This window comes from Sulfurospirillum arcachonense DSM 9755, assembly GCF_000597725.1.
Taxonomy (GTDB): Bacteria; Campylobacterota; Campylobacteria; order Campylobacterales; family Sulfurospirillaceae; genus Sulfurospirillum_A; species Sulfurospirillum_A arcachonense.
The window spans coordinates 44,341-57,339 of the sequence record NZ_JFBL01000018.1; the positions used below are offsets into that span (position 1 = coordinate 44,341).

Here is a 12,999-nt window from a genome sequence, read left to right on the forward strand (position 1 = left end):
TACAATGTTATCAAAAGTAGAAGCACTTAAGGCTGAGCGTCCACCATTGGAAATTATTAAGGATATTTACCGTGAGGCAAGCGGTGGAGAAAAGATAGACCAGCAACATATCGATTTGTTAAAGTGGTACGGAATGTATCCTCATGCAAATAAAGATGGAAAAGAAGATAAAGCGTATTTTATGAAACGTGTCAAATTAATTGATGGACGTATGGATAAAAAAGCATTGTCAATCATGAGTGATATTGGACTTAAATATGCACAAGGTTATATAGATTTTACAACAAGACAAAATATACAGTTTCATTATATTCAGATAAAAGATTTACCTGCAATGTTCAAACTTTTTGAAGATACAGCTTTAACTTCTCGATTAGCGTCAGGAGATGGACCAAGACCAATCGTCAACTGTCCTGTAAGTGGATTGGATAAAGATGATATTATAGATGTAAATCCTATCATAAGAGATTTAGATAAGTTTTTTGATGAAAATTCAGAAGATTTTTCAAATCTACCAAGGAAATACAAACTTGGAATTAGTGGTTGTAAATGCCACTGTATGGGTCATGAGATACAAGATATAGGCTTTACTGCTTTTAAAAATGGTGAAGAAGTTCTGTTTGATTTGAGTGTAGGTGGAGGTTTAGCTAAAACTAAACGTATCGCAAGTAGAGCAAACAGATACGTAAAACCTGACCAAGTCAAAGCTGTTTCTATTGCTGGGGCTGAACTTTTTAGAGAGTTTGGAAACAGAGAAAATAGAAGCAAAGCAAGAGTTAGAAATCTTGTTGAAGATTGGGGTGTTGAGAAGTTTGTAGAAGAGTTAGAAAAAAAACTAGGTTTTGGTTTACTTGAAGGAAATAATGAGCCTGAAATCACACCATATGCACAAAGAGAACATTTTGGTATTCATGATTCTATCGTAGCAGGTGAGAGTTACATAGGCTGTGCAACCAATAGAGGTCGTGTTGGAGGCGAGCAGTTTAAAGCACTTTCAGATTTAATAAACAAATATGATGCCGGTGGTATCGCTCTTACAACTACTCAAAACTTTATAGTTTATGGTATTAAAAATGAAATTCTTGAAGAATTTTTAAAAGGACTCAAAGAGATAGGATTTAACTCAAATCCAAGTCGTTTTGAAGCAAGAACACAAAGTTGTACAGGGCTTGGATTTTGCAAGTTTGCTATAACAGAAACAAAAAACTTTACAAGTTCACTCATAGCTCATTTAGAAGAAAAATTTCCTAATTTTGATGAGCATATTGCAATAGCAGTTTCAGGTTGTCCAAATGGATGTTCGCACCCTCATATAGCAGATATTGGGCTTATTGGAACAAAAGTGAAGACTGATGAAGGTAGAGTTGATGGATATGAAGTCTATTTAGGTGGAACTTTGCATGGTCAAAATGGAAGTAAATTTGGTGAAAAACAAGTAGAAAAAATACCTATAACAGAGATATTTACATATGTTGAAAATTTGATTCAAGCAAGGATTAATAAGTAAATGAACTCGCTACCTATTTTGCTTAAAAATCCTAAAATTCTTTTAATAGGTGGAGGTCCTGTTGCTTTACAAAAAGCAACGGTCCTTGAAAATAACAGTATTGATTTTAAAGTAATCTCAAAAGAGTATTGTGAGGCATTTAACTCTTTACATGTAAAGCAAATTATAAAAGATTTTGAGATAAAAGACACACATGGTTTTAATTATGTAGTAGATGCTACTGGTGATGATAAAGTAAAACAAACACTTTTAGAGAATAAAAACTTTTTGTTAAATATAGTAGATGTTCCTGAATTTTGTGATTTTTATTTTTCTTCACTTTTAAACTATGGTAAACTAAAGATTGCAATTTCAAGTGATGGTTCATCTCCAACAGCAACGCAAGTAGTGAGAGATGAGATAAAAAGAATAATTCCAGAAGATATAGATGAATTTTGCCAAAAACAAGCAATACAAAGAGCTATAGGTAAAATTGACAAAACCTTGGCAAAAACAGAATGCAAAAAATATTTTCCTTCAATATACCTCATAGGATGTGGGCTTGGTGATGCTGAACTTTTAACTATAAAAGCATATAAAGCTATGCAAATCATAGATGTAGCACTTTACGACAACCTTATTACTGAAGAGATATTGGAGCTTTTACCTGTACATGTAAAGAAAGTTTTTGTTGGAAAACAAAAAGGTGCTCATAGTAAGTCCCAAGAAGAGATAAATGAACTCATCCTTTTTTATGCAAAACAAGGTTTAAAAGTAGGAAGACTCAAAAGTGGAGATCCTTATATCTTTGGACGTGGAGCAGAAGAGGCTAAAGAGCTTATCGAAGAAGGCTATAAAGTTGAAGTTATCAATGGATTAACATCCGCCATTGCTGGTGTTGCACAAGCTGGTATCCCAGTAACTGCAAGAGATTATGCAACAAACTTTTCTGTAGTCTCCGCTCATTTAAAAGGCTCACTTATAAATTTAGATTGGATTCATCTTTTAAGTGTAAAGAACCATACAACCGTTGTTTTAATGGGACTTAGTTTATGCAAGCATATACAAAAAGAAGCTTTTAAAATAGGGGTTTGCAACGATATGGAAGTAGCCATTGTTTCAAATGCTTCAAGAAAAAATCAAAAAGTAAAAGTAACAACTCTAGCAAATCTATATAAAGATTCTTTAGAGATGGTAAGTCCTGCTGTACTTGTTTTTGGAAAAGTAGTAAGATTAAGCGACAAGCTCATATAGAGTCTGTCGCTTAATAGGATTAAGTTCTAAATTCGCTTAGTTTATCGTTTAATGATTCAGTCATTTTATTCATATGTTCAGCTGCACTTGCAATCTCTTCTACACTTCTTGCATTTTGAGTAGAGATTTCATTCATATCACTCACGCCATTAATCATGCTACCAATGTCATCACCAGTTTGAATATAACTAGTTACTGTTTTATCTGCCATATTTGTTGCATCTCCCATAACAGATGAAAGTTCATTAATCTTTGTTTCAACTCCAGTTGCTGTTTGACTCAACTCTTCAACTTTTTTTGAATTTGCTCCCATCTGTTCACTTGCATCCATGATAGATTGAACAATAACACTAATAGTCGAATTGATCTCAACTAATGATTTTTGAGTACGTTCTGCTAGTTTTCTTACTTCATCTGCAACTACTGCAAATCCTCGTCCATGTTCTCCTGCCCTTGCTGCTTCAATTGCGGCATTTAGTGCAAGAAGGTTTGTTTGATCTGCAATGTCACCTATTACTTGAAGAACATCTTTTACTTGTTCTGTATCTTGGCTGAGTTGTTGGATTTTGTGGGCTAATTCTATTTCTGTTGCTGAGCTGATTTTAATATCTTCTGTAAGATTTAAAATAGCTTGGTTTGCTTCTTTTAGAAATACATTTGCTTCTTCTAAATCTTGTTTAGAAGTTTTTGCATACTCTACGTTTTCACCGATTTCACTTCTCATAGTATTTGCTTGGTCTGTAGTTTTATGTACTATCTCAGTAGAGTCTTCAACGAGTTTTCCAACTTCAAGTGCTGTAGTAGAAAGTTCATGTGCTATGGAAGAGTTTTCACTTGAAAGATTTTTTGCATCAGCAATCAAAATACGTACTTTCTCTATAAAAGTATTGATTCCTTGACTTGCTTTTGTAATCTCATCATTTCCTCGTACTTCTAGTTTTTTTGTTAAATCCCCATCTCCACGTGAAAGATCCTCAGTCCTATCTATCAACTCTTCTAATGGTTTTGTTACACTTTTTTTAACACCTATATAGATAAGTACTATACTTAAAACTATAATAACAATAGAAACTATTACAAAAAATGATAACTGCTTTGCAATCTCTTTATCACTTTGTGCTTTTTCTATGGCTAACTCTTTTTTTACATTATCTACATAAACCCCTGTACCTAAAGCCCATTTGTATGGTTCAAAATTAATACTATATACGATTTTTGGTTCAGGCTTATCACTACCACCTTTTGGCCAGAGATACTCGACAAGACCTCCACCTTTTTTAGCAGCATTAACAATCTCTTTTATTACAAATACTCCATTTTTATCTTTTAAATGACTTAGATTTTTTCCTTCTAAAGAGGGTTTTACAGGAAGTGCTACATTGACTCCATTGTAATCATAAATAAATACATAACCACTATTATCTTCAAAAAAACGTACTTTTTTTATACTATCTTTCAATGCTTGTTTAATTTGTTCATCATCTGCACCATCTTTTTTCATACGATCATATGTTGCTTGAAACATACCTTGAAAGATTCGCATCTCATTTTTAAGTTCTTTTTTACGTGCTTCATAAGAACTTTTTTCTGCTTCATCTAAGAAAAAAGAAGCCTCTTTTTTCATTACATTATAAGCAAGCCCTATTAAGGCAACTCCAATAACTACTAATGAGACAGTAGTAGCAGCAATCATCCTCGTTGAAATTTTCATATTATATCCCCTGTATTATTATTTATAATCCATTTGAAAATTATTATATCACATGTAGATCTAATGTAAATAAGATATTTTTTTATTTTAAATAAATTCTGGCACAATACTGTATAATAATTAAGCATTCAAAGGATTGATTATGTTTGTTTTCAAAAATATATTTATATTACTTATCTTTTTAAACTCCTTTATTTTTGCATCATCTGCTGAACTTTATCAACAACTAGGTTACTCTACTACTTATAATGAAGCTCTTTTAAAAGCAAAAAAGACTAATAAACCTATGATGTTAGTCCTTAGTACTAAAACATGTCCATGGTGTAGAAAGCTCGAAAATCAGGTCTTAAGAAGAGACAATATCAACAAAATAGTACAAATGAACTTTGTAGGTATTGGTTTAGATAGAGATGATGATGTTTATCCTAAAGAGTTTATCCCTGAGGTAGTTCCTACTGTAGTATTTATCGATCCTCATAATCAAAATGTTCTCTTTAAATCCTATGGGTATAAATCAAAAAAAGATTTTATAAAAATTTTGACCCAAATTAATAAAAATTATAAAAAGGCTACAAAATGAAACACTTAGTAAAACTATTTCTTTTAATATCCTTCATTTATAATTTTTCCTATGCACTAACACCATTTTCTTTAGAGGGATTAAAAAGTGTTAATATTGCTATTTTAAATAAAGGAAAACTAGTTTCAAAGCAAACTATAGAAAAAATAAAAAAAGATCTAACACACTCTTTAACTAAGTTGGGGATACAAACTCATACTCTTGAGTTTTCTAATTTTCTTATAAAAATTGATGCTAAAAAAATAAAAAAGAAATTTGCAGTACATGTAAGTTTACTTCTTGTAGAAAGTGTAAATCCCATAAGAGATAAAAAACTTATAAATACTGCTATTACTTATCAACAAAGCGATTTTTTTATAACAGATGAACTTGAAGATGATGTTTATGAGTCTGCGGTTGAATTTTTACTTCCCTTGTTTGAAGAACAATACTTAGAAGAAAAAGAGTAATTATAGATATTAAATAGAAATATTTTTGTTTCTACTACTCAGATGATAGATTTTTAGATAAAATTACGATTAAAATTAAAAGAGCTAAGTATACAATACTTGCATATTATATTGGAGAACAATGAACTGTGATTACTTTGGAGTTTGTGGTAGTTGTAAGTTATATGAATTGAGTTATGACGAACAAATAGAAAAGAAAAAAAGGTTTATCAATGAGTTATTTACACCTTTAGGAGTAAATAATTTTGAAGTATTTACTTCACCAGATACACACTACAGAAATAGAGCAGAATTTAGAATTTGGCATGATGACAATGGTATGCATTATGCGATGAATCAACTTAGTGAGAAAAAGGTTGTTTTGATTGATTCTTGTCCTAAAGTGGTAAAGAAAATTGCAGATATAATGCCTAAATTAAAAGAGCTAATACAAGAAGACGAAGTGCTTAAAAGCAAACTCTTTTCTATTGAGTTTTTATCCTCTTCAACAAAAGTTTTAGTCTCTATGCTTTATCACAAAAAAATAGATGAAAGTTGGGATATACATGCAAAAAAATTGGAAAATGAATTAAATATATCTATTATAGGAAGAAGCAGAAAAGTTAAAAGAGTTATTTCAGATGACTTTGTACTCGATGAATTAGTAGTTGATAAAAAGCCTTACATGTACAAGATTATAGAGGGTGGATTTTCGCAACCCAATAGCTTTTTAAATGCCAAGATGATAGAGTGGGCAACCTTACATGTAAAGAGTCCAAAAGACCTTTTAGAACTCTATTGTGGGCATGGTAATTTCACGATTCCATTTAGCAAACAGTTTGAAAAGGTTTTGGCAACTGAAATTTCAAAATCCTCTATAAAATCAGCAAAGAAAAGCTGTGAAATGAATGACGTAATAAATATAGAGTTTTTAAGAATGAGTGTAGAAGAGCTTACAAGTGCATTGAAAAAAGAGCGAGAATTCAACCGATTAAAAGATATCGATTTAGATGTATATAACTTTTCTCATGTTTTTGTAGATCCTCCTCGAGCAGGGATTGATGAAAAAAGTTTGGAGTTTATAAGTCAATTTGAAAATATTATCTATATCTCTTGTAACCCAGTTACTCTCAAAAGAGATTTAGAGTTTTTAAAAGATAAATTTGTGATAGAAAATTTTGCAATATTTGATCAGTTCCCTCACACGGATCATATTGAATCTGGAATAGTCTTAAAAAAGCGAAACTAAGGTAGAAAGTATAATATTATATAAATAAAAATAAAACATTATATATTTTTTATTTTTCAAAGTTTCTCTATGATATACTCAAAAAAATTTTAAAGGAGAAAGTATGGAATGCTCGATGCCAAGTATAAATACAAATGACGACAAAGTCATAAAACAAATTTTTGAAAACTGCAGGAGTATTGCTATTATTGGACTCTCTCCTGATGAATCAAAACCAAGTCATATGGTGGCAAAATATTTACAAGATTGTGGTTACAAAATAATCCCTGTCTATCCTAAAGAAGATTATATATTGGGTGAAAAAGTATATAGAAGTCTTGAAGAGATAGAAGAAAAAGTAGACATGGTTGATATGTTTAGAAAAGCTGATTTTGCAGATGTACTAGTTCAAACAGCAATAAAAAGAGAAGATGTGAAATATTTTTGGATACAACTTGGACTTGTCAATGATGAAGCTTTTAAAGCAGCAATGGATGCTGGAATGATAGCAGTCCAAAATAAATGCACAAAAATAGAACATAAAAGGTTATTAGGTTAATGATACAGTTAAGTGAAATAGTACAAGCAAAAAGAAGAATAAGTAAAGTTATAAATAAAACACCCTTTGCATTTGCACCACTTTTAAGTGAAGAAACGGAAACAAATGTGTATCTTAAAAAAGAGAATTTACAACTTACTGGTGCATATAAAATCCGTGGAGCTTATAATAAAATAGCTTCTTTAAGTAAAGAAGAGAGAAACAAAGGTGTAATTGCTGCAAGTGCAGGAAATCATGCACAAGGCGTGGGTTATAGTGCAAGAGAGTTTGGTGTCAAAGCTACAATAATAATGCCTGAAGCGACTCCTTTGTTAAAAGTCACAGGAACCAAAGATTTAGGTGCAGAGGTTATTTTACACGGAAACAATTATGATGAAGCATATGGTTATGCTCTTGAGTACGCTAAAGAGCATGATTTGACATTTATTCACCCTTTTGAAGATGAAAAAGTTATAGCAGGACAAGGAACAGTCGCTCTAGAAATGTTAGATGATGTCAATGATTTAGATTTTATTGTAATACCTATTGGTGGAGGAGGGCTTATTAGTGGAGTTGCCTCTGCTATTAAACAGCTTGACCCAAAAATAAAAGTTATTGGTGTAACTGCTTCTGGTGCTCCTGCAATTTATGAATCTTTTAAAGCCAAAAAAGCTATAAATTCATCGAGCGTTAGAACAATTGCTGATGGGATTGCAGTAAGAGATGTAAGCCAAGGTAATTTTGAACATATACTCGAGTGTGTAGATGAAGTCGTTCAAGTGGATGATGAAGAGATTGCAAATGCGATTTTGTTTCTTTTAGAGAGACAAAAACTTGTAGTTGAAGGTGGTGGTGCTGCTAGTGTTGCTGCTATTATGCACAACAAATTTAAGTATTCTAAAGATTCTAAAATTGGCGCAATTTTAAGTGGTGGAAATATTGATGTTCAAATGCTTTCAGTGATTATTGAAAAAGGTTTAATTAAATCTCATAGGAAAATGAAACTTCTTATAACACTTATTGACAAACCAGGTGCTTTAATGGGACTTACTGATATTTTAAGAATTGCAAATGCAAATATAATAGAGATAGATTACGATAGAACTTCTACAAAACTCTCTTATGGTGATGCGAAAATAACTATAGTCTTAGAAACTAAAGGTAAAAAGCATCAAGAAGATATCATGAAAATGCTTAATAAAAATGGCTATGAAGCACAAATAGAAGTTTGATATAAAAATAATATTATGATTTATATATAAAATTTAGATACAATATTTTATGAGTAATTAAAAAAGGTTATTTTATGTTCAGTGATGATGGTAAACTAAAATTTGTTGATAAAAATCAAAATAGTACACAGAACACATGGAAAATACTTATTGTAGATGATGAAGAGGGTGTTCATACCATCACTAAGACTGTACTTAGTGGTTTTACTTTTGAAGATTCTGCTTTACATTTTATTAGTGCATATAGTGCTACAGAAGCTATGCAAATAATGAGAGATATTGACGATATATCTCTAATTTTACTTGATGTTGTTATGGAAGAGGATGATTCTGGATTAAAATTTGTTAAGTTTGTGAGAGATGAGCTTAAAAATGAGTTAGTAAGAATAGTTCTTAGAACAGGACAACCAGGCCAAGCACCCGAACGTGATGTTATCGTTAAATATGATATTAATGATTATAAAGAAAAAACAGAACTAACTTCAGATAAACTCTTTACTACTATTATTGCTTCTGTTAGAAATTATAGAGATTTAAAAGCGATTGAAGAGAAAAAAAATATTATTGAACAAAATAGAATAGGGCTTAAAAACATTATAAATGCTTCTGCAAATTTATTTGAAATCCATTCATTAAAAGAGTTTGCAAGTGGTGTTCTGATGCAGCTTATATCACTTTTAAAACTTAACAATAATTCGATGTATATTAAAAGTGATGGTTTTACTGCAGCTAAAGATAATACAAACAATAAATGTGTATTTTTAGCTGGAACAGGAAAATATAGTGAAACTAACAGATCAATCAATGACTGTTATGATTTTGATGATGAAATTAAAAATAGACTTATAATTGCTGAGACAAGAAAAGAAAGTTACTTTGATGATGATGTTTTTGTGGGTTATTATGAAACACACACAGGAAATAAAAACTTTTTATACATGAATGGATGTGCAGATTTAAGTGAAGATGATAAAAGATTAGTCCATATATTTTCTTCAAATGTTTCTATTGCCTTTGATAATATTTACTTGGATAAAGAAGTAGCAGAAACGCAAGCAGAAATTATCTATACACTTGGTGAAGTTATGGAAAACAGATCAAAAGAGACTGCTAGCCATGTAAAAAGAGTTGCTAACTATACCTATCTACTTGCTACAAAATATGGATTAGATGAAGAAGAGTCTTTTACTCTAAAAAGTGCTTCACCACTCCACGATATAGGTAAAATTGGTATAGAAGACTCTATACTTTTAAAACCTGGTAAATTAACAGATGAAGAATTTGTTATTATGAAAACGCATGCTCAAATAGGTTACGATATTCTTAAAAAATCAACGCGGTCTATTTTAAGAGCTGCTGCTATAGTAGCGCATGAACACCATGAAAAATATAATGGAATGGGATATCCTAACAGTAAAAAAGGTAATGATATTCATATTTATGGTCGTATCGTTGCTATCGCTGATGTTTTTGATGCACTAACACATAAAAGAGTCTATAAAGCAGCATGGTCATTTGACGAGGCTGTTGAGCATCTAAAACAAGAAAAGGGCGAACATTTTGATCCTCATCTTATAGATTTATTTTTAAATAATTTAGATGAAGTCAAAAAAATCTACGCTATAAAATAATAAATTCATTTTCTAGTAAATTAGAAATTAAAATTTTCTCTTTTAAAGGTTCTCCTATGTTAAGTAAAACTTTTATAGCTTCAGCACTTTGAATTGATGCTGCAAAAGTAACTGAAAAAGAGGGGTTCCCTATACTTTTTTCTATTCCTGATGAACCATCTCTATAAAGTTTATCTAAAGTATTACAGGTAGTAAACTGTCCATTCATACCAGCAATTGCACCATGAATAAAACTTATTTTATTTTCCTTACATATTTTGGCTAATTCTAATTTTGTTTGTGGATTATCAAGTGCATCAATGACAACATCTACATTTTGTATCATTTTAAAATCATTTATTGGATCAAATTTATGAACATAGGCATTTACATGTAAAGCTGGATTTATTTTTTCTAATCCCTCTTTAACTACAGTTACTTTTTCTTTTCCAAGACTCTCTAAATTTGAAAAATTTTGTCTATTTAAGTTATGTTCTTCAAAAATATCAAAATCAAAAATACTTAATTCTCCTATACCAATCCTTGTTAAAATTTCAGCTATATGACCACCAAGTCCACCACTTCCTATAATAGCAATATGTGAATTTAAAAGTTTTAATTGTGATTTAGTATTGATTGTAGATTGATTTCTTTTATATCTTAATGGTGTGATTCCTAGATTAAGAGCTATTTGTTCAATCTGTTTAAATGAAATATTATATTGTTGTTGTAATTGCATTTCAATTTTGAGTGGTAAGAACTTCTCAATCGAGTTTTTTTGAATGTTATTTTCTATTGTAATAGGCATTTTATATCCTTCTATGATATTATATGATTATGATTAAAATTACATTTAATGCGTTTTCTTTTTTAAGAGAAAACCTAAAAAAACAAAATATTCCTTATATTAATTCTATTATGGAACTTCCTGAACATTATACTCCAAATGCACTTATAAATGACCTTGGATACGAAGAAGGAAAAGTTGAATTTGTTTTTATAAATGGTAAAGTACACCCTAAAAATACTGAATTAAAAGATGGTGACAGAGTAGCGTTAGTCCCTCCAGGGACTCCTGGTTCATACCGCTTAATGTTAGGTGCTAAAAAAATAGAGAAGTTGGAGGATTAATACCCTCCAACTTCTCTTTTACTAAAACATAATCTTCTTTTTCTACTTAAATCAAAAATTCCAGAACTCATCAATTTCTTCATTTGTAAAATCCCAAGTAGCATTATGAGGAGGAAGTGCTTCGTACTTCATAAACTCTGGCATTCTATCGTCTGCACTAGTAAAACCAGCTTTTTGATTAAATGCATGTTCTGTTTTTAGAATAGTTGAACCAAGATTTACTACATCATCACCAGTAAGGCTTGCTCCAAATCTAGCATTTATCATATCTATAAGTGCTGGTAAACATTTTGGGTCATCAAGGGCAGGGAAGGCTACAAATATACACATACCTGTACTATCAACTGCTGCACTTGCTATTTGAAGATTTCTTGCAAGTTCTACTTGTCCCTCTTTTTTAAGAGGATCTACATATCCACCACTATTTAGAATATTTGTAGCAACTGCATATCCTGCTGTATGATCAGCTCCCATTGGAGTTGTAACATAAGTTACACCTTGTCCTTTTACACTTCTTGGATCATATGCTGGTATACCTTGTCCTTTTACAGTTGGAACTCTTACTAGTCCATATATTTTTCCCAATACATGTGTTCCACTTCCTATAATTCTACCAAGTGGTGTTCCATTTGCTAACTCATCTGCAAGAAGCTGATATGCTTTCTCACCATCACCATATTCTAAGATTCCAGCATCTACTGCTAAACCTAAACAAACACTTGTTTCGATTGAATCTAATCCTAAATCATCCATCAAGCCATCAATTTTTGCTATTTGATCTAAATCTTCGATACCAAGATTTGCTCCTAGTGCCCAAATAGTTTCATATTCAAATCCTGATGTCAGGTATTTTCCTTCTTTATCATTATATACTTGAGAACATTGGATTACACAGCCTGCATGACAACCATGAGTTGTTTTTCCACCACGTTCTTTAATATTTTCTGCCATTGTTTCACCACAGATATTCTCTGCATGTTCCCAAGAACCTTCTCTAAAGTTTCTTGTTGGTAATCCTCCAGCTTCATTAAGTATATTTACAAGTACATTTGTTCCAAATGCTGGTAATCCTTCACCACTGATAGGATTTTCTTGAAGTGCTTTAGTAAACACTTTACTTGCTTCTTTAAACTTCTCAGGATCTGCAATCGTTACTTCTTTATACTTTTCAGAATCAATAGTTATACATTTGATTTTTTTAGAACCCATAACAGCACCAAGTCCACCACGTCCATGGCTTCTTAGTTTACCTTGTGGATCTTTTACTGATATATTTGATGTTAGCATTTGCATTTCACCTGGACGAGCGATACTCATCACAGCTACTTTCTTATTATACTTTTCAAGCATAGCATCTAGTACATAATAATTATCTTTTCCTACGAGTTCAGGTACTTCAATAAAATCTACATTATCTTTAGTAATGTGTAGTTGATAAAACTTACTAGTATCTTGTGGAATACCTTCAATAATAAGTGCTTTTACTCCTAGCTTTGACATAATCCCTGCAGTTGTCCCACCGACATTACTCTCTTTGATACCACCTGTAAGAGGGCTCTTTGCTCCACAGGAATTTCTTCCTGAGTTTGCTGCACTTGTACCTGAGAGTAAACCTGGTGCAAAAACAAGTTTATTATTTGGTCCAAGAGGGTGGCATTCTGGATCAACTTCTTCTGCTACTACTGTAGAAGTAAAGCCTCTTCCTCCAAGTCCCATCCATTGTGAAGGAACTTCTTCTATCTTAAAACTTAATTCATTCATGTTTACACGATAAATTTTATCTGCCATTTTAATCTCCTTA

12 protein-coding genes are annotated in these 12,999 nt (G+C 31.4%); 9 read left to right on the forward strand and 3 right to left on the reverse strand.

The annotated features are described in order from the left end of the window. The first annotated feature begins 4 nt into the window (after positions 1-4). On the forward strand, positions 5-1,507 hold the full coding sequence (locus tag K354_RS0112290) for a nitrite/sulfite reductase (RefSeq protein ID WP_024955794.1): 1,503 nt from the start codon (positions 5-7) through the stop codon (positions 1,505-1,507). Further along, entirely contained in the window at positions 1,508-2,740 is a 1,233-nt protein-coding gene (gene cobA, locus K354_RS0112295) for a uroporphyrinogen-III C-methyltransferase (RefSeq protein ID WP_024955795.1), read from the forward strand. It begins immediately after the preceding gene. A 19-nt stretch (positions 2,741-2,759) separates the two neighbouring features. Here the strand turns inward: cobA and K354_RS0112300 are convergent, their stop codons facing one another. Next, positions 2,760-4,451, reverse strand: a complete 1,692-nt coding sequence (locus K354_RS0112300) for a methyl-accepting chemotaxis protein (RefSeq protein ID WP_024955796.1) — start codon at positions 4,449-4,451, stop codon at positions 2,760-2,762. Positions 4,452-4,593: 142 nt separating this feature from the next. Between K354_RS0112300 and K354_RS0112305 the strand changes: the two genes are divergently transcribed. From K354_RS0112305 to K354_RS0112330, 6 genes are all read left to right on the forward strand, one after another. Further along, on the forward strand, positions 4,594-5,031 hold the full coding sequence (locus K354_RS0112305; protein WP_024955797.1) for a thioredoxin family protein: 438 nt from the start codon (positions 4,594-4,596) through the stop codon (positions 5,029-5,031). Continuing rightward, on the forward strand, positions 5,028-5,480 hold the full coding sequence (locus tag K354_RS0112310) for a hypothetical protein (protein ID WP_024955798.1): 453 nt from the start codon (positions 5,028-5,030) through the stop codon (positions 5,478-5,480). Before K354_RS0112305 ends, K354_RS0112310 begins: the two co-directional genes overlap by 4 nt. A 121-nt stretch (positions 5,481-5,601) precedes the next feature. Continuing rightward, positions 5,602-6,708, forward strand: coding sequence for a tRNA (uridine(54)-C5)-methyltransferase TrmA (gene trmA / locus K354_RS0112315; protein ID WP_024955799.1), 1,107 nt, complete (start codon positions 5,602-5,604; stop codon positions 6,706-6,708). A 103-nt stretch (positions 6,709-6,811) separates the two neighbouring features. After that, positions 6,812-7,246, forward strand: coding sequence for a CoA-binding protein (locus tag K354_RS0112320; RefSeq protein ID WP_024955800.1), 435 nt, complete (start codon positions 6,812-6,814; stop codon positions 7,244-7,246). After that, a complete protein-coding gene (gene ilvA / locus K354_RS0112325; protein ID WP_024955801.1) occupies positions 7,246-8,457 on the forward strand; it encodes a threonine ammonia-lyase in 1,212 nt (403 codons plus the stop codon). The genes K354_RS0112320 and ilvA overlap by 1 nt, the downstream gene beginning before the upstream one ends. Positions 8,458-8,531: 74 nt before the next feature. After that, complete coding sequence (locus K354_RS0112330; protein WP_024955802.1) at positions 8,532-10,088, forward strand: DUF3369 domain-containing protein; 1,557 nt, start codon at positions 8,532-8,534, stop codon at positions 10,086-10,088. Here the strand turns inward: K354_RS0112330 and K354_RS0112335 are convergent. Continuing rightward, complete coding sequence (locus K354_RS0112335; RefSeq protein ID WP_024955803.1) at positions 10,078-10,875, reverse strand: HesA/MoeB/ThiF family protein; 798 nt, start codon at positions 10,873-10,875, stop codon at positions 10,078-10,080. The genes K354_RS0112330 and K354_RS0112335 overlap by 11 nt on opposite strands. A 29-nt stretch (positions 10,876-10,904) precedes the next feature. On the opposite strand from K354_RS0112335, the gene K354_RS0112340 reads away from it, so the two are divergent. Then, on the forward strand, positions 10,905-11,198 hold the full coding sequence (locus K354_RS0112340) for a MoaD/ThiS family protein (protein WP_024955804.1): 294 nt from the start codon (positions 10,905-10,907) through the stop codon (positions 11,196-11,198). 51 nt (positions 11,199-11,249) lie between these two features. Here the strand turns inward: K354_RS0112340 and K354_RS0112345 are convergent, their stop codons facing one another. Then, entirely contained in the window at positions 11,250-12,986 is a 1,737-nt protein-coding gene (locus tag K354_RS0112345) for an aldehyde ferredoxin oxidoreductase C-terminal domain-containing protein (protein ID WP_024955805.1), read from the reverse strand. Positions 12,987-12,999: the final 13 nt, after the last annotated feature.

Bases quoted from the DNA above. Each gene is read 5' to 3' on its own strand.
- K354_RS0112290 (WP_024955794.1), top strand. From the start codon at position 5: ATGTTATCAAAAGTAGAAGCACTTAAGGCTGAGCGTCCACCATTGGAA.
- cobA (WP_024955795.1), top strand. From the start codon at position 1,508: ATGAACTCGCTACCTATTTTGCTTAAAAATCCTAAAATTCTTTTAATA.
- K354_RS0112300 (WP_024955796.1), bottom strand. From the start codon at position 4,451: ATGAAAATTTCAACGAGGATGATTGCTGCTACTACTGTCTCATTAGTA.
- K354_RS0112305 (WP_024955797.1), top strand. From the start codon at position 4,594: ATGTTTGTTTTCAAAAATATATTTATATTACTTATCTTTTTAAACTCC.
- K354_RS0112310 (WP_024955798.1), top strand. From the start codon at position 5,028: ATGAAACACTTAGTAAAACTATTTCTTTTAATATCCTTCATTTATAAT.
- trmA (WP_024955799.1), top strand. From the start codon at position 5,602: ATGAACTGTGATTACTTTGGAGTTTGTGGTAGTTGTAAGTTATATGAA.
- K354_RS0112320 (WP_024955800.1), top strand. From the start codon at position 6,812: ATGGAATGCTCGATGCCAAGTATAAATACAAATGACGACAAAGTCATA.
- ilvA (WP_024955801.1), top strand. From the start codon at position 7,246: ATGATACAGTTAAGTGAAATAGTACAAGCAAAAAGAAGAATAAGTAAA.
- K354_RS0112330 (WP_024955802.1), top strand. From the start codon at position 8,532: ATGTTCAGTGATGATGGTAAACTAAAATTTGTTGATAAAAATCAAAAT.
- K354_RS0112335 (WP_024955803.1), bottom strand. From the start codon at position 10,875: ATGCCTATTACAATAGAAAATAACATTCAAAAAAACTCGATTGAGAAG.
- K354_RS0112340 (WP_024955804.1), top strand. From the start codon at position 10,905: ATGATTAAAATTACATTTAATGCGTTTTCTTTTTTAAGAGAAAACCTA.
- K354_RS0112345 (WP_024955805.1), bottom strand. From the start codon at position 12,986: ATGGCAGATAAAATTTATCGTGTAAACATGAATGAATTAAGTTTTAAG.